17 protein-coding genes are annotated in these 17,495 nt (G+C 42.3%); 13 read left to right on the forward strand and 4 right to left on the reverse strand.

The genetic code is table 11. The features are described from left to right. The first annotated feature begins 105 nt into the window (after positions 1-105). The 4 genes from sufC (at position 106) to DXC10_RS02705 (ending at position 3,912) form a co-directional block, all read left to right on the forward strand. The gene (gene sufC, locus DXC10_RS02690) at positions 106-858 is read left to right on the forward strand and encodes a Fe-S cluster assembly ATPase SufC (RefSeq protein WP_101542193.1); all 753 of its coding nucleotides are present in this window, start codon (positions 106-108) and stop codon (positions 856-858) included. Positions 859-932: 74 nt separating this feature from the next. Next, positions 933-2,276 (forward strand): Fe-S cluster assembly protein SufD, encoded by a 1,344-nt coding sequence (gene sufD / locus DXC10_RS02695; RefSeq protein WP_101542194.1) that lies wholly within the window; start codon positions 933-935, stop codon positions 2,274-2,276. Positions 2,277-2,308: 32 nt separating this feature from the next. Further along, positions 2,309-3,523, forward strand: a complete 1,215-nt coding sequence (locus DXC10_RS02700; protein WP_117737291.1) for a cysteine desulfurase — start codon at positions 2,309-2,311, stop codon at positions 3,521-3,523. A gap of 68 nt (positions 3,524-3,591) precedes the next feature. Continuing rightward, positions 3,592-3,912 (forward strand): heavy metal-binding domain-containing protein, encoded by a 321-nt coding sequence (locus DXC10_RS02705; protein WP_101542196.1) that lies wholly within the window; start codon positions 3,592-3,594, stop codon positions 3,910-3,912. A gap of 68 nt (positions 3,913-3,980) precedes the next feature. Here the strand turns inward: DXC10_RS02705 and DXC10_RS02710 are convergent, their stop codons facing one another. Further along, positions 3,981-6,386 (reverse strand): TonB-dependent receptor plug domain-containing protein, encoded by a 2,406-nt coding sequence (locus tag DXC10_RS02710; protein ID WP_101542197.1) that lies wholly within the window; start codon positions 6,384-6,386, stop codon positions 3,981-3,983. A gap of 194 nt (positions 6,387-6,580) precedes the next feature. Between DXC10_RS02710 and DXC10_RS02715 the strand changes: the two genes are divergently transcribed. Then, positions 6,581-8,782 carry a sodium-translocating pyrophosphatase gene (locus DXC10_RS02715; RefSeq protein ID WP_101542198.1) on the forward strand — a complete coding sequence of 734 codons (2,202 nt, stop codon included), beginning with the start codon at positions 6,581-6,583 and terminating at the stop codon, positions 8,780-8,782. Positions 8,783-8,877: 95 nt separating this feature from the next. On the opposite strand, the gene DXC10_RS02720 is transcribed toward DXC10_RS02715, so the two are convergent. Continuing rightward, the gene (locus DXC10_RS02720; protein WP_101542437.1) at positions 8,878-9,480 is read right to left on the reverse strand and encodes a lysine exporter LysO family protein; all 603 of its coding nucleotides are present in this window, start codon (positions 9,478-9,480) and stop codon (positions 8,878-8,880) included. Then, complete coding sequence (locus DXC10_RS02725) at positions 9,477-9,758, reverse strand: LysO family transporter (protein WP_101542438.1); 282 nt, start codon at positions 9,756-9,758, stop codon at positions 9,477-9,479. The genes DXC10_RS02720 and DXC10_RS02725 overlap by 4 nt, the downstream gene beginning before the upstream one ends. Positions 9,759-9,830: 72 nt before the next feature. Between DXC10_RS02725 and DXC10_RS02730 the strand changes: the two genes are divergently transcribed. Beyond that, the gene (locus DXC10_RS02730) at positions 9,831-10,433 is read left to right on the forward strand and encodes a ribonuclease HII (RefSeq protein WP_101542199.1); all 603 of its coding nucleotides are present in this window, start codon (positions 9,831-9,833) and stop codon (positions 10,431-10,433) included. 177 nt (positions 10,434-10,610) lie between these two features. Here the strand turns inward: DXC10_RS02730 and DXC10_RS02735 are convergent, their stop codons facing one another. Beyond that, entirely contained in the window at positions 10,611-10,955 is a 345-nt protein-coding gene (locus DXC10_RS02735) for a helix-turn-helix domain-containing protein (RefSeq protein ID WP_101542200.1), read from the reverse strand. 245 nt (positions 10,956-11,200) lie between these two features. On the opposite strand from DXC10_RS02735, the gene DXC10_RS02740 reads away from it, so the two are divergent. From DXC10_RS02740 to DXC10_RS02770, 7 genes are all read left to right on the forward strand, one after another. After that, positions 11,201-11,899 carry a hypothetical protein gene (locus DXC10_RS02740; RefSeq protein WP_101542201.1) on the forward strand — a complete coding sequence of 233 codons (699 nt, stop codon included), beginning with the start codon at positions 11,201-11,203 and terminating at the stop codon, positions 11,897-11,899. A gap of 27 nt (positions 11,900-11,926) precedes the next feature. Further along, on the forward strand, positions 11,927-12,814 hold the full coding sequence (locus DXC10_RS02745) for a hypothetical protein (protein WP_101542439.1): 888 nt from the start codon (positions 11,927-11,929) through the stop codon (positions 12,812-12,814). A gap of 12 nt (positions 12,815-12,826) precedes the next feature. Beyond that, the gene (locus DXC10_RS02750; protein ID WP_101542202.1) at positions 12,827-13,306 is read left to right on the forward strand and encodes a hypothetical protein; all 480 of its coding nucleotides are present in this window, start codon (positions 12,827-12,829) and stop codon (positions 13,304-13,306) included. A gap of 20 nt (positions 13,307-13,326) precedes the next feature. Beyond that, entirely contained in the window at positions 13,327-14,244 is a 918-nt protein-coding gene (locus DXC10_RS02755; RefSeq protein ID WP_233519852.1) for a DUF6175 family protein, read from the forward strand. Positions 14,245-14,321: 77 nt separating this feature from the next. Further along, positions 14,322-15,476, forward strand: a complete 1,155-nt coding sequence (locus DXC10_RS02760) for a hypothetical protein (RefSeq protein ID WP_101542203.1) — start codon at positions 14,322-14,324, stop codon at positions 15,474-15,476. Positions 15,477-15,481: 5 nt separating this feature from the next. Next, positions 15,482-16,801 (forward strand): plethodontid receptivity factor PRF, encoded by a 1,320-nt coding sequence (locus tag DXC10_RS02765; protein WP_233519853.1) that lies wholly within the window; start codon positions 15,482-15,484, stop codon positions 16,799-16,801. Positions 16,802-16,837: 36 nt separating this feature from the next. After that, positions 16,838-17,470, forward strand: a complete 633-nt coding sequence (locus DXC10_RS02770; protein WP_101542442.1) for a hypothetical protein — start codon at positions 16,838-16,840, stop codon at positions 17,468-17,470. The last annotated feature ends 25 nt before the right edge of the window (positions 17,471-17,495 follow it).

Here is a 17,495-nt window from a genome sequence, read left to right on the forward strand (position 1 = left end):
AGCGCAGTCACAGATAAATAGTAGATAGGTAAAAGGTCGGCGGATAGTAATATGAGAAGTAGTATTAAATAGTGAATTGTTAATAGTCAAATAGTAAATAGAAAGATGTTAGAGATAAAAGACTTGCATGCCAGTATCAATGGTAAAGAAATATTAAAAGGTATCGATCTGACTATTCGCGATGGCGAGGTACATGCATTGATGGGACAGAATGGTGCCGGAAAGAGTACATTAAGTAATGTCTTGGTGGGACATCCTGCATACGAAGTGACGCGTGGTACGGTTACTTTTAATGGCAAGGACTTGCTTGCCATGAGTCCCGAGGACCGTGCCCACGAGGGAATTTTCCTTTCATTCCAGGCACCGGTGGAAATTCCGGGTGTTTCAATGGTGAATTTTATGCGTGCTGCAGTGAATGAGCAACGTAAGTATCGCCATCTTCCCGCTTTGTCTGCCAGCGAGTTCCTGAAGCTGATGCGTGAAAAACGTGCCATCGTGGAATTGGATAATAAACTTGCCAACCGTAGTGTGAACGAAGGTTTTAGCGGTGGTGAGAAAAAACGTAATGAAATCTTCCAGATGGCTATGCTCGAACCCAGTTTTGCCATTCTGGATGAAACAGACTCTGGTCTTGACGTAGATGCTTTGCGTATTGTAGCTGATGGCTTCAATAAACTAAAGACCCTTCAAACCAGTGCAATGGTCATCACCCACTATCAACGTCTGTTGGATTATCTGAAACCCGATACTGTTCATGTATTACTTGGCGGTCGTATCGTAAAGACGGGTGGTCCTGAACTGGCGAAGGAGATTGAAGCTCGTGGCTTTGATTGGATAAAGAAAGAAACGGGAGAATGATATTTGTGAGATATTAAAGTTAGGCGCGGATTTATTTGTGAGAGCATAATCCGTGCCTAAAAAAGAAAAATATTATGAAACCAGAACAACAATACATAGACCTTTTCTCCCAGACGGAAGCAATGATATGCCGCCATAGCGCCGAGGCACTGAATGCTCCCCGTGTAGCTGCATTTGCCGATTTTGAGCGGCTTGGTTTCCCTACACGTAAGCAGGAGAAATACAAATATACTGATGTCGGCAAGTTCTTTGAACCGGATTATGGGTTGAACTTGAACCGGTTGGAAATTCCTGTAAATCCTTACGAAGTCTTTAAGTGCGATGTGCCTAATATGAGTACCGCTCTTTATTTCGTGGTGAACGATGCTTTCTATGGCAAAGCACTGCCGAAATCGCATCTGCCGGAAGGTGTTATCTTCGGCAGTCTGAAAGAGATAGCGGAACAATATCCGGAGTTGGTGAAGAAATATTATGGTAAGTTGGCAGACACTTCCAAGGATGGGATAACGGCATTCAATACTGCTTTTGTACAGGATGGTGTGTTGCTGTATGTACCTAAAAATGTAGTAGTAGAGAAGACAATCCAGTTGGTGAATATCCTGCGTGGTGACGTTAATTTTATGGTAAACCGGCGGGTACTGATTGTGTTGGAAGAGGGAGCGCAAGCCCGTTTTCTGGCGTGTGACCATGCTATGGATGCGGTAAACTTTCTGGCTACACAGGTGATAGAGGTGTTTGTAGGCGAGAATGCTACCTTTGACTTCTATGAGCTCGAGGAAACACACACCAGTACGGTGCGTATCAGTAATTTGTACGTCAAGCAAGAAGCCAACAGTAATGTTTTGTTGAACGGAATGACGTTGTATAACGGTACTACCCGTAATACAACAGAAGTCCTGCTTGCCGGTGAAGGTGCCGAACTAAACCTTTGTGGTATGGCTGTTGAAGATAAAAATCAACATGTCGATAATAATACGACGATCGACCATGCTGTCCCCAACTGTACCAGTAATGAACTTTTTAAATATGTTCTGGATGACCAGTCGGTCGGTGCTTTCGCAGGATTAGTATTGGTACGTCCCGATGCGCAACATACCAATTCTCAACAAACTAATCGTAACCTCTGCGCCACACGTGAGGCGCATATGTATACACAGCCACAACTAGAGATTTATGCCGATGATGTGAAATGTAGCCATGGTGCTACAGTGGGACAACTCAATGAAAATGCTCTGTTCTATATGCAGCAGCGTGGTATTTCCGCACGTGAAGCCCGTTTGCTATTGATGTTTGCCTTTGTCAACGAAGTAATCGATACTATTCGTTTGGATGCTTTGAAAGATCGTTTGCATCTGTTGGTTGAAAAGCGTTTTCGTGGTGAGCTTAATAAGTGCCAGGGATGTACGATCTGTAAATAAGAAGTTGAGGCATTGAATAAAATATATAGTATATGTATAATCTTCAAAAGATAAGAGCTGATTTCCCGATACTTTCCCGTGAGGTATATGGCAAGCCTTTGGTTTATCTGGATAATGGGGCCACTACCCAGAAACCCCGTTGTGTAGTAGATTCCATTACAGATGAATATTATTCGGTCAACGCCAACGTGCATCGTGGTGTACATTTTCTTTCGCAGCAGGCTACGGAATTGCATGAAGCTTCCCGTGAAACAGTGCGGAAGTTTATCAATGCCGCCAGTACGAACGAAATTATCTTCACCCGTGGAACGACGGAGAGTATCAATCTGCTTGTATCCTGTTTTGGTGAAGAGTTTATGCAGGAAGGTGACGAAGTGATCCTCTCCGTTATGGAACATCACAGTAATATCGTTCCCTGGCAATTGTTGGCTGCCAAAAGAGGTATTGCCATTAAGGTTATTCCGATGAACGACAGGGGCGAACTTCTGATAGACGAATATAAGCGATTGTTTTCGGAACGTACGAAGATTATCAGCGTAGCCCATGTCTCCAATGTGTTGGGTACAGTAAATCCTGTAAAGGAGATGATTCAGTTTGCCCACGAACAGGGAGTACCAGTACTTGTAGACGGTGCCCAGTCCATTCCTCACATGCCGGTAGACGTACAGGATTTGGATGCGGATTTTTATGTTTTTTCCGGACATAAGGTATACGGTCCTACCGGTATAGGTGTGCTCTATGGTAAAGAAGAATGGCTTGACAAAATCCCCCCTTATCAAGGTGGCGGCGAAATGATACAACATGTCTCTTTTGAGCGTACTACTTTCAACGAACTGCCATTTAAGTTTGAAGCGGGAACGCCCGATTATATCGGTACCACAGGGCTTGCCAAAGCTTTGGACTATGTTTCAGCCATCGGTATGGAGAATATTGCCGCCCATGAGCACGAGCTTACTAAGTACGGTATGGCCCGTTTGGGTGAAATTCCCGGTATGCGTATCTTTGGCGAAGCAAAAGGGAAAGGAAGCGTTATTTCTTTTTTGGTGGGTGACATCCATCATTTTGATATGGGAACTTTGCTCGACCGCCTCGGTATCGCCGTCCGCACAGGACATCATTGTGCGCAACCGTTGATGCAACGTCTCGGCATAGAAGGGACGGTACGTGCCTCATTCGGTTTGTATAATACCAAGGAAGAAATAGACGTTTTGGTGGCAGGTATTGAACGGGTCAGCAAAATGTTTTAACTTCCTGATGTGACTTTGTGATGTATAGATGCGTCCAATAGTTGGTAATAACTTAAAGAAATAGAATTATGTTAGTAACAACAACTTCTGTGATTGAGGGTGGCCGTATCACCCGTTATTATGGTATCGTATCCGGTGAAACAATTATCGGTGCCAATGTATTCCGTGATTTCTTTGCCAGTATCCGCGATGTGGTGGGTGGACGTAGTGGCTCATACGAGGAAGTGTTGCGTGAAGCTAAAGATACGGCATTGCGTGAAATGCAAGAACAGGCCCGTCTTCTGGGTGCCAATGCCGTGATTGGTGTCGACCTTGATTACGAGACTGTGGGCAGTAGCGGTAGTATGCTGATGGTTACTGCCTGTGGTACGGCAGTGACGATAGAATAAGAACAAGTTTTTTGAACTCTTCTGAGGGTGTGTCAAAACAAAAATTCGTTTACTGTTTTGACACATCCTCAATTTTTATTAATCTGTTCTTTCTTGAATATGATTTTCCCATCATGAGTGACTCCCTGCATGATGACCGTGTAACTTGTACGTTTATCGGCTGTGCAGAATTCAAATTGCCCTTTTCCCGTATCCGAAAGCTTGATACACGGACTCCAGTAGAGTGTTTTCCGGTTATCTTGGTTGGTGGGCAAAGAACCTTGTGTAGGGGAATATTTAGGAGAATAAAACTCTACAGGGATCTGATATCCCAACGGCCGGATAGAAGTGACGTTGAGCTTTCTGGGTATTTTAAAGTTCCCATCTCCCGTTTTGGTGGTGATCAGAATTGCTCCACCTGCTCCCCTTGAACCGAATATGGCAGCAGATGCATCTTTCATCAGTTCTATTTCAGCTATATCGTCGGGTTGCATATCCATGACTAGTTCATATTCCATTTCTACATCGTCCACCAATATCAATGGTGTGTTACCTCGTAAGGTGATTGAATTACCCCTTGCCAAGATACCCGGCAGGCGCGACAACATATCTGCCATCGTATTGGGACGAGGGTACATCAATTTTTCCGTGTCATAGACCGAACCGTTGATGGAATGATACATAGATTTACCTTGCTTTTCTTTCGGCTTGGCTTTAATGACTACTTCGTCCAGGCGGATTGTTTGAATGCCACTATTGTCCAGTGTGTCTATATCATATTCTTCAATGACAGATCTTTTATTGTATAAATCCTCTATGGACAATTGCTTGCCGAAAGGGTAGAACTTTTCCTGGTCCAGCTCCAACATTACATTGTAGGCACCTCCTCTTTTATTCACTCCTTTGACGATGAAATTGGTACTATCCGGAAATTCAAAGTGGGTAAACCGGAAAACTCCGGTAGAGTCCGATATCGTTTCGTCAGAAAAAAGATGTTCTAAGGCTAATATTGATATTGGAGCGTTAGCTCGTGGCTTTGAATTGAATTCATTGAGTACTTTGCCCGAAATCTCCTGGCATCTTTCCAAGAATATGGACGGGCGCTCGTACTGTCCTTTGAGGAGATTGGGGATATTGTATCTTCTCCATCCTTGTGTCATCATCAATACATCCAATTCCCGGTCGGCTTCTTTGCGGGAAACGTCGAAATAGGCTTCAGGAAACTCAATGGTCCCTTTTAACTCTGAAGCCAGTAACAGGTAGGAGAGAATGGAAGAACAATTATGGGTATTGACGGATGTATCGTCCGTGACCGATACAGAAAAGTCTCCTTCCAATGGTTTTCCTTCACTGTCTGTCAAAGTGACTTCTGCTTTTACCGCTTCCCGAATTCCGTAAGATGGCTTGTCTGTAGTGAAGTTCATTGATATCTCCTCAAAATATTTGTTGAATACTAATCTTTCGCTGAGGGGATGGCCTTTTTCATCGAGCAGCAATATCTGGATTACTCCTGCGGGTAGTTCTCGGGCGTTGAATGTCAATATCTTCTGTTTCGGTTGCCACAACTCGGAATAAAAAACAATTCCTCTGCTTTGCGCTACTAAACGGAGCGGAGTGGTGACAGGCTGTGACAAGGCTATCATCAACATGTTTTTACGCCAAGTAGTAGTAATAACCTGTGCTTGCGGCGTTACCTGCGGTAACTCAAATTCTAGAAAACGGTTTTGTGAATTAGTACACTCCGCCACATATTGTCTTCCTGCTTCCGGTACGAAAGTAACAAACCCCATCCCCAAATAAGTAGCAGGTAAAGTAGCTACCACTTCTCCATTATCTTTGTCTTTAATCGCACCATGTATCTCTTCATGCCATCCATCCTTTCCGATGGCCTTGAACGCTACGCGCCATGGAATGCCTGCTGGTAGGTATCCTCCCTCAGGGAAGAACTTGACATCAAATGGCTCTGCTTCCTGTGGCAACTTTTCCTCTTTTTCTTTCTCTTTTCCTTTCTTCTTTCCCTTTTCTGGTTCTTCGCTTTCCCGAGATCCTGATACCGGGTTTATGATGGAAAGTGTACTCTTGAACAGGTAGTCTTCAGGTAAGTTTTTCATAAATCCGGTATAAGCTCTCAGGGTATAGTAACCTTGGGGTATCAGATAGTCCAGTGGTATATATCCCCGATAAATGGAGTCATTCACTCTTATTTTGATCCGACTGAAAACCGAGTCCGAACTGTTTGCCAGTTCCACGTATACATAACGGCTGACGGGAGAAGGAATATGTGTCGCTGCATCTACAAGATGTGCACGAAGCCAGATAGTATCTCCTACCATATAGTTCGGTTTGTCGGTATGTACATAAATTTTTTCTTGCGGGAAGAGGCTTAATTGTTCCAAAAAACGTAAGGAGACGGAGTCGACCTCTTCATTATTCTGGGCAAATACTGTACCGGAGTAAATGAAGAAAATGAGAAGAAACCAGGCATATCTTTTCATAAGTTTGTGTGTTTTATCATTAAGTGTTCTATATATGATGATTGATAGCCGGAATAGTTTAATCAGTACCCCCCATTTTATTTAAGAAAGATACATCTTCATTTCTTTCGATATAAAAATCTGCCAATCATTTGCTTATTTCATTTCAAATCAATATTTTTAAATTTTCATTCAACCTTTAATAAGAAAATGCTATGGACCAAATGCTTTTCTGGCTGGTTCCAGCCGCTTCTGTTTTGGCACTCTGTTTTGCCTGGTATTTCCACCGTCAAATGATGAAAGAGAGTGAGGGGACTCCTCAAATGATTAAAATTGCTGCTGCGGTGCGCAAGGGTGCTATGTCTTACCTCAAGCAACAATATAAGATTGTGGGCTGGGTATTTCTGGGATTGGTAATTCTTTTCTCTGTCATGGCCTATGGTTTTGGAGTTCAGAACTCCTGGGTACCTATCGCTTTCTTGACGGGTGGCTTCTTTTCCGGACTTGCCGGTTTTTTGGGTATGAAGACGGCAACATACGCATCGGCGCGTACGGCGAATGCTGCACGTAACTCACTGAATGCCGGTTTGCGTATCGCTTTCCGTAGTGGTGCAGTGATGGGATTGGTAGTTGTAGGTCTGGGATTACTTGATATTTCTTTTTGGTATCTGTTACTGAATGCGGTAATTCCCGTAGACGTGATGACACCTACTCATAAACTCTGTATCATAACTACTACCATGCTGACTTTTGGAATGGGAGCCAGTACACAAGCACTGTTTGCCCGTGTGGGTGGAGGTATCTATACCAAAGCTGCAGATGTCGGCGCTGATCTTGTAGGTAAGGTAGAAGCAGGTATTCCCGAAGATGATCCGCGAAATCCTGCAACTATTGCTGATAATGTAGGAGATAATGTAGGTGATGTTGCCGGTATGGGAGCTGACTTGTACGAAAGCTATTGCGGCTCTATTCTGGCTACGGCTGCTTTGGGGGCTGCCGCTTTTATTCATTCGGGAGATACCATGATGCAATTCAAGGCTGTTATTGCGCCGATGCTGATTGCGGCAGTTGGAATTATTCTTTCTATCATCGGTATATTTTCTGTTCGTACCAAGGAAAATGCGACAATGAAAGACTTACTAGGTTCACTTGCATTCGGAACCAATCTGAGTTCGGTTTTGATTGTTGCCGCTACTTTCTTTATTCTTTGGCTGTTGAGACTGGATAATTGGATGTGGATATCCTGTTCCGTAGTAGTAGGATTGATCGTGGGTATCATTATAGGTCGTTCTACCGAATACTATACTTCTCAGTCCTATCGTCCTACGCGGAAACTGAGTGAAAGCGGAAAGACCGGACCGGCTACCGTTATTATTTCCGGTATTGGCCTGGGTATGCTTTCTACTGCAATTCCGGTGATTGCCGTAGTAGTGGGTATCATAGCTTCCTATCTTTTTGCTTCCGGTTTCGATTTCTCTAATGTAGGTCTGGGGCTTTACGGTATTGGTATTGCCGCTGTGGGTATGCTTTCTACTTTGGGTATTACGCTTGCTACGGATGCTTATGGGCCTATTGCCGACAATGCCGGTGGCAACGCCGAAATGTCTGCTTTGGGTGAGGAAGTACGCAAACGTACCGATGCCCTCGATTCTTTGGGAAATACTACAGCTGCTACCGGTAAGGGGTTTGCCATCGGCTCGGCTGCACTGACTGGTCTTGCTTTACTTGCTTCCTATATTGAAGAAATCCGTATCGGGCTTACCCGTTTGGGCACTACTGACCTCTTTGTAGGCGGTGAAACTATTTCTGTGCAGGATGCCACTTTCTTTGACTTCATGCACCACTATGATGTAACTTTAATGAACCCTAAAGTTCTTTCCGGAATGTTTCTTGGCAGTATGATGGCTTTCTTGTTCTGTGGATTGACAATGAATGCAGTAGGTCGTGCTGCTGCCCATATGGTAGATGAAGTACGTCGCCAGTTCCGTGAAATCAAAGGTATCCTTACCGGACAGGCGGAACCCGATTATGAGCGTTGCGTCGCCATTTCCACGAAAGGAGCGCAACGAGAAATGGTACTTCCGTCCCTAATTGCAATTGTAGCTCCGATCATTACAGGTCTGGTTTTTGGCGTTCCCGGCGTATTGGGATTGTTGATTGGCGGTTTAAGTAGCGGTTTTGTACTTGCCATCTTTATGGCAAATGCTGGCGGTGCATGGGATAATGCGAAGAAGTATGTAGAAGAAGGTAATTTCGGTGGAAAGGGTAGCGAAGTTCATAAGGCAACGGTAGTAGGCGATACGGTAGGCGATCCGTTTAAAGACACTTCTGGTCCGAGTTTGAATATTCTCATTAAGCTGATGAGTATGGTTGCCATTGTAATGGCGGGATTGACTGTTGCCTGGAGCTTATTCTAAAAAGGAAATGTGGATTGACGCAAATTAGCGCAGATTTTTATGTAGATTAATCTTTGCGCTAATTAGCGCCAATCTGTGTTTTTTACTATACACAGTTACAACGAACAAAACAATGTGACTAAAAAAGGCACGCTGAAATCTATTACGAAACCATGAAAAATGGATACTACGACAAATTGTTGTCCGGCAGTTTGCGTAATAATAGGTAAAGTGGTGTCCATTGTGGTAGCACCGCCTGCCGAGATGGGAGCGAGATTACCAAACCAGCGTACCAGTAGGGGGGCAGCCAATAAAGTCAGGATTTCACGACTGATGTTTGCCAGTAGGGCGATTGTTCCCAGTTCGGCACCTTTATATTCAGTAATGAAAATACTGGACAGTGAATAATATCCGAAACCGGAACCGATTGCCAGGCAATCTGTCACAGAACGATGAGGTAATAACAGGCTGATGACTGCTGAACCCGCCAATGTGCCTAATATAGTCATGACGGGCAGAAAGATCAACCGTGGATTGAGCATACGGAAATTCTTTAAAGTTTGTGGGTTGTTACCCACACTTATTCCTACACAGAACATCAATGCGCAAAGTGCGTAGAACCCGATTTTAGAGTTTACGATGTCGAAAGGTACCAGATCGTAAATGCCAAAAATTGTTCCTAATATGAAGAATGTAACTATGATGAGACTCCCCTTCATACACATTCCCCTTTCTTTTTATACAATACTTTCCATAAAGCCCAGGCGGCAATGACACTTCCCAAAGTTCCGCCCAATGTGAGTACGATTGCTTCCAAACCGATAGTATGGAGTCCGTTGATGATTTCCTTGTTACCTCCCACCTCTACTCCGAGGATGAAGAGTAACAACCAAATGAGTATTGTAATGGTTTGATGCATCTTTTTGAAACGAGCCCTTTGCCGTAAAGCATAGCCCAACAGTCCACCAGTGAACATGAGTCCGATAACAATGAACATTTCTATCTTGTTTTTGAGTGCAAAGATACGAATAAAAAGCTTATCTTTGTACACAACAAATGAGTGAACTGTATGTTGCTGCCTTACTTAAATGAAAATCTGATTGAAGCCGGATGTGATGAAGCGGGACGTGGTTGTTTAGCAGGTGCTGTTTATGCTGCTGCTGTTATTTTGCCCAAAGATTTCAAGAACGAACTGCTGAACGACTCCAAACAATTGACCGAAAAGCAACGTTATGCCTTGCGTGAAATTGTTGAGAAGGAAGCTCTTGCATGGGCTGTAGGTATTGTTTCTCCGGAAGAAATAGATAAGATAAATATCTTGAATGCCTCTTTTCTAGCTATGCACCGTGCCGTGGACAGCCTTCAATTCCGTCCGCAACATTTGTTGATCGACGGTAATCGCTTCAAGAAATATCAAGATTTGCCACATACCACCATTATAAAAGGAGATGGCAAATATCTTTCTATTGCTGCCGCTTCCATTCTTGCCAAAACCTATCGTGACGATTATATGAACCGCTTACACGAGGAATTTCCTTATTATGATTGGAATAAGAATAAAGGTTATCCTACCAAGAAACATCGTATGGCTATTGCTGAACGGGGCACTACTCCTTATCACCGTATGACATTCAACTTACTAAGCCACAGGCAACTTTCATTGGATTTTTAATCTGCATTGATTTGTTATTTGTAAAACAAAGGATGAGTTACGTCAAAGCTGATGTCCAGCAAGTTATACATTATTGATATATTGTTGATAAATGACGATAAATTGTCGGAATATCACTGTGCCCGTTCTCACATCAAAATGAATTGAAATATCAACCGGATTTTCGGGTTGATCCATTTAGAGTTTGTTTTCCAGCTCTTCAACTTTCTTGTATAATATATCTATCAAGCGGCTGTTGGCTTTGACAAGTTCACGGAGGTTATCATCATTTGATAATTGTGTTGTTTTGTCGATGTTTTTCTTTCCTTTTATTTTATGGAATAGTTCCACTTCCGGAATACCCAATATTTCCGCTATTTTGCTCAGACGAGTCAATGTTAAATCTGTTTCCCCATATTCTATTTTACAATAAGCGCTGGTGGATAGATTTAGTTTTTCACCCATCTGTTCTTGAGTTAAATTCTTTTCTAAACGTAACAGTTGAAGCTGTTGGCCTACAACTTTCTTTAAATTGCTTCCCATGTCGTATGTTTTTGGGTAGTACTATCTGTTTATTGGACAAATATAACAAAAAAGGTGTATATAATCAATGTTAAAACACACTTATCTTTGTCAACAAAGAAAAACACTCATATCAGACCAGTTAATGTGATGCGATATCATACGAAAAGAAGTTAATAGAAAATAGAACGAGAATTTATTTTTAATAATTACAAACAAGCGGAATGGGATAAAAATCCTGCTTCACATTAACAATTTACACTATTATGAAAAAGTTATTATTTATGATGTTGGGTGCATTTCTTTTAAGTACTACTACGGTTTGTGCACAAGAACTGACTGCGAAAGAAAAAGCTAAACAAGAAAAAGAAGCTGCCAAACAAGCCAAGGAAAACGCCAAAAAAGAAGCTAAACTGAAAAAAGCTGCCAAAAAAGATGCTAAAATAGCCGATTTGCGCGTGGAGTATACTGAGTTTCTGAAAGAATGGGAACCTATTGAAGCCAATGTAGGTATCGCTGAAGTAGATACTTTTTTTGTACATACCAATGAATTGTTTGCTTTGTTGGCTACGGTCGAAGAAAATACGGGTTTCATTGAAATGGTACCCGAACCTTATTTGGATGAGGAAATGGGAGTTACTGATACCATTTGGAATGCCAAGAATGCCAAAACAGGTGAACCTATTGCCAAGAATGATGCTTTGAAAGTTTATACTATTGCCGGATTGAACCTGACAGAAGCCGCCGCCCGTGGCGTTTCACTTACAGCTGAGAGTGCTTCTGCTTTATTGTCTCTGACTTCCGACCCACTGAAAGCGCTTTCTATCGGCAAGAAGGTGAAGCAGGCTACAAAAGCCATCAAAATGTCTGTCAGCGTAATTCCTCTTATCCAACGTAACATCAAGGAGAATACTGAGAAGTTGAAGTATAAAAAAGCCAACGAGGGTCAGGAAACCAAGGAATAATTAATCGGAATAGATATGAAGATTATCATGAAGAAGATATTTATATTACTCGCACTTGTTGTTCTGGCGCTGGATGTTGTTGCTCAAAGTAAAGGTAAAAATGCTATGACTTTGCGTCTGGTAGACATAAAAGTGACAGACGGTACTTTGGTAAATATTGCTAAGGAGCAGTCGGCCAAAGGAAATGATAAGCCTGCCCAGATGATAGAAATCTATGAGAATAATGTCCGTGCGAAACTGGACGAAGTGGCGAAAGCGAGTGGACGTTTTGAGATATCGGACGCTACAACGCTGGATGCCCTTTCACGCGATGCGGAAGCACAGTTGTTCATGAAGATGTCTAAAGCAGAGAAGATAGAATATGTATCCGCCAAACAAAACGACTATGCGTTGTCTTGTGACATCAACAGTTGTCAATTCACTCGTAAGGCTGGGGGAGCAGGTTATTCCTGTGTATTACGCTTAAAGGTGAGTATTAATGATGCGCGCGATCCTCAAGGCGTAGCGCTTATCTCACGTGAGTTTATGAGTGATATCAAGAAGACCGCTATTCGTCCCAGTCGTGACGCTGCTTGTCAGGAAGCATTGGCTACCTTGACGGAACCTCTGACTGATTTCTTTTTGAATAATATTCCTGTATATGGTCTTCTGGGATATGAGAATGATGAATATATCGTTACTTGCGGTGCTAATCTTCGTATCAGAAAGGGAGATCAGTTCCAGGTTTCATTGGTGAAATATAATGGTAGTGAACGCCATAGTGAAGTAGTGGGTATTGTTAAAGTGCAGGATTTGCGTGCTTCAACTTCTGCCGTATCTTATTCCGAAGGTAAAGACCGTATTATTGAACTGATACCGACATTGGATGCCAACAGTTTCCTGCAGTGTAGGTTGTTACTCTTGAAATCTTATTAATGTATATGTGATATGAAAAAAGTATTAGTATTCTCTTTATTTTGTTCTTTATTTTTTACGACGGTATCTTACGCTCAGAAAGTGAAACCGGTGAATTATGGAGGTTCGGTGAATCTGATGGAAGTGAAAGGGCGTGGTAGTGATGCTGTAGTAGTACTTCGTACACTAGGATATGGCAAAAACGATGCTTTGGCTCAAGAAGACGCTGAGATACGCGTGATAAGAGCTTTGTTGTATTCTGGTTTTTCTAAGGATTTCCCCGCTGTAATTTCCATGAGTGAAACAGAAGCGGAGGCGAAGAGTGAAGGTAAGTTACTTGCTTTCTTTGAAAATAAGGAATATAAGGACTGTATCAGTTCTGTGAAACCAATGGGCAAATTAGACAAAGTGAAAGGTGAAAAGGTGAAGAAAAAACCTTTTGACATCACAGTGAACTATTATGTCCTGAAGAATAAAATAGGGAATATGAACTTTGACTCTTTTGGATTTTAATGCACTAATATAGATTGAATATGATGAAGAAGCTATTTCTTTTGTTAGGTATATTATTGCCTGTTTATGTTTGGGCACAAGGTGCCGGGCAGGCAAGGCAACCCAACGTGATAGTGGTTCCGTTTGTAGATCCGGGTCCTGATGAGAACGACAAAATCAAAGATGCGGTGCTTAACGATGAGGCTGTGCCGTTGGCTCTGTCCAAGATTAAAGAGCAGTTTAACTTGCGTAACTTCAAAACCATTGATTTCATGACGGAGTTTCAACGGGTTCAGAACCGTGCTTATGCGGCATCGACTCTGAACGCGAAGAATACCGGACTGCAATCTTATGTAGATGGAGCGAGAGCTGATATTTATGTGACGGTGAAAATCTCGAAAGAGGATTTTTCATCAGGAGCGTCCAGTGTTACGCTGTTATTAGAAGCTAAGGAGAGGGAGACCGGATTTTCTTTGGCGAATGCGAGTATTGTGAGCGATCGTTTTCGTGCATCCAAGAAAGAATTGACTGAATATGCTTTGGAAGGAATTTCAGAGAATTTCTTTAATCAGTTGAAGCAGGCATTCCGCGATATGGTGAACAATGGACGTGAGGTGAACATCACGGTCAATGTAGACAGCAATTGCGATTTCGATATGGAAAATGATGTAGTAGGTACCAATGACATGATGTTGAGTGAAGAACTGGACGAATGGGTATTGGCCAACGCTTTCAAAGGTAATGGTGAAGTACGTGGGGGGGGTAATGGCTTGAATGTCTATATGCGTGTCCCTGTATATGATCCTGATACAGGCAGACCACGATCCATCAAATCTGAAACCGGTAAGTTGAGACGGTTCATCTCCGGTTTATTGAAAGGCAAAGGTTATACGGCCAGTGAGAAGGCTGCTTCAGGACAATATATACAGCTTTTAATTCAAAACGCGAAGGAAGAATAATACAAGAGTTTGATGTCCGGTATATGTGTTGAAGTAACAGCGCATAACCGGACATTTGATTTTTAATAACGAGATATATGAAGAAATTTCTGTTTTTATTGATTGCCGGCTTTTGTACGGTTCAGCTTTGGGCACAGACCATTAATTTCTCTGTCTTGCCTTTGCCGGACGGGGGCGAATTGACGGAAGCGTCTAGAGACATGCTTCAGAATAAACTGAAACAGATTATCACTCGTAATAGTGCGGGTGCATCCAATGAATATAATGTTTTTATCATTGAACCGGAAATCGTGGTGGTAGATAAGCAGGCCACATCGGGACTGATGAACAATGTGACTCTTGTGAAAGGTGAATTGACACTGGTTGCCAAGAATAAAGTGGACGGTAGTTTGTATCATAGTATGGTGCTAAATATATCTGGCCAGGTCACTGAGAAAGCGGACCCTTACAAGGCGATGATTACCAATATCCGTACCACCGATCCAGTGTTTACCCGTTTCATCCGCATTGCCCGTCAAAAGATAGAGGACTATTATGCTGCCAATTGCGCTACTATCCTTCAACGTGCACAGAGCTTGTATGACCAAAAGAAATATCAGGAAGCGGCAAGTTACCTTTCTGCCGTGTCTGATGCTATTCCTTGTTATGAACAGGCTTCTGTATTACTCAAAGAACTTTCGGACTACATGCCCGCCGGTCCCGATACGGTGATTATACAGAAAGTGGTGGAGAAAGTAGTGGAAAAACCGGTTGAAGTAGAGAAAATCGTAGAAGTGGAAAAGATCGTGGAAAAGCCGGTTGTTGTGGAAAAAGTGGTTGAGAAGCCGGTGATTGTAGAAAAGGTCATAGAGAAACCGGTAGTTCAAGAAACCCCGGAAATAAACTGTGAGATTACGTATTCCACAACTCGTTTGCAATTTAAGATATTGAAGTGCATCGGAAACCCTTCACAGCAACGTGTCACTGTTTTGGCGGAAATCACCAATTTGGACACCAATCGTAATGGAGAAGAGTTTTTGAAGATGATCTCAGCTGTGACCGATGGTGGATTAGAGTGTAAAAACTTCGAGATACAGAATGGTCAATGGATGAAGATGCCACCACGTATAGCGCTTCGCCGTGAGTTTTATGTAACTAAAGTGTTCGACAAATTCTCCAGTTTCTCTTATATGGAGTTGAGAATTGCAGATACAAACGTATATATCCGTAACTTGCCTATTCAATGGCAATAAAAAGTATGAGTATGAAACGATTGATGTGGATAGTTTGCGCTTTATTGCTGACAGTAGGTGCAAACGCTCAGACTAAAGTCATAGAAAAGAGTGCCAAAAAAGTTCCGGGATGGTTGAACACGGCTGTGGACGATTATCTGATAGTTTCTGTTACTGCCAATTCGCTGGCAGACGGACAATCAAAAGCGCTGAATGAAATAACGGAACGGATTATCCAGGCAGTGGCAAACAATGTGTCTGTCTCTAAAAAGAATGTGATGTCCGAAGTGAACACGAACGGGAATATTGAGTCATCGGATGCCTTTATACAGGTTTCTAAAATGAAATCTGCTAATCTGCCTTTTTTGAAAGGCATTTCCCTTTCTAATGTGGAAGAAATTTATTGGGAAAAGGTACAGGACAAGGCTACCAAGAAGGAACATTATAATTATAATGTGAAATATCCGTTTTCAAGTGCTGAACAGCGGAAGTTGATTGCTGAGTTTGAAACGTTGGATGCGGAGAAAGTCGCGAAATACGAAACTTTAGAGCAAAAGTTGCACGAGATAGAATCGGTGGATGAGATTAAGCAGGCCATTGCCGAACTGAACACACTCTCTGAGTATTTCTTTGATGAAGTACGTTTGAGTCAGGTGAAAGGATTGATAGGACAGTACAATGATTTATATAAGTCTATTTCAGTGACGGGTACTTTCATTGAAGGCGGTAAGTACCAATGCCAGGTATTGCTGGAAGGTAATCCGGTAAAGGTATCTTCTACCCCGAAAGTGAAATCCAACTGTGCGAGTCAAATCAGTACCCGTCCTCAAGACGGTATGTTCATTATTTCTTATAATGCCCAAGACTGCCTGCCCGAAGAAGAGAATTTATTGGATATTACCTTTATCATCAACGGAAAACGTTACCAACATCAAGCTTTCTTGAGTGAAGCGGGTGGTGGGGTAGGTAGTGGTTCTTTTTCCGTGGTTCCCGAAGGAAAGATTATATTGATGGCTGATTCTGTAGTTGCTGTAAATAGAAAATTGTTTAATATCAATATCCGTTTGACGCTAAATAATCGTGGAGGTACACCCTTCGGACTGAAAGCATTGGAACTTCATGTGCCGGAGATTTCCACTCCTATCATCTTTGACGATATAGACGGTGTATACAAGACAAAAGGAATTGTACAGATTAAGGCGTTAGCCGAAGGAGAGTTCACTGCTAAGGAAAAGAAAGCTTCCGCATTCTCGTTTGTGCAGGGTTCTATTACTTTTGTCAATCCGGTGACGGGAGCAGTAGAACGCGCAAGGCTTTCTTTACCTTATGTAACTAACTGGGAATAAAAAAGGTATAATATTAATTGTTAAATTGAAATGATTATGAAAAAGAGTTTTATGTATTTCATGCTTATCTTTGCCGTTTTGTTCGGTGGAGTGGCAACTGCCGGTGCACAGTCTAAGGCATTAAAAAAAGATGTCAAAAAAAGAGTGAAAGAACTGAATAAGGAAGGTTGGAAGCCTTTGGCTAGTTCTTCTACTTTGGAATATGCTTTCACAAAGTATCGTACTTATTTGGAAGAAGATCCTGAGAACCGTATTGAACTGGTAGGTATCGCTATCGGAAAGAATGTGAAGATTGGTAGGGAAAATGCTATAATGAACGGTATCACCAGCTATGCTTCCAGAGCGAAGGCACAAGTTATTGGCAAAATGAAATCGTTGATGTCATCTTCTGCATCTGATACTTCGGAAGAAGAAATCGATAAGTTTGGTGCTGCTTATGAATCAGGTGTAAATACGAAAATTGCCGGTCTTGTCAAACAACATCTCGTTTTGGTGAAAGAAACTGGAGACGGAAACAAAGAATTCAATGTTTACATGTCTATTGATGAGGCTAAAGCCAAGAAAGCTCGTGAAGATGCTGCCCGTGAAGCCAGAAAGAAGGCCGCATTGGGCGAGTTGTCTCAGCAGGTAGAAGAATTTATAGGCGAACCGGTAGAACTTATGGAGTAATCTGAATATATGGATAGAGGTTGTG

The organism is Bacteroides sp. OM08-11, assembly GCF_003438665.1.
Classification (GTDB): domain Bacteria; phylum Bacteroidota; class Bacteroidia; order Bacteroidales; family Bacteroidaceae; genus Bacteroides; species Bacteroides cutis.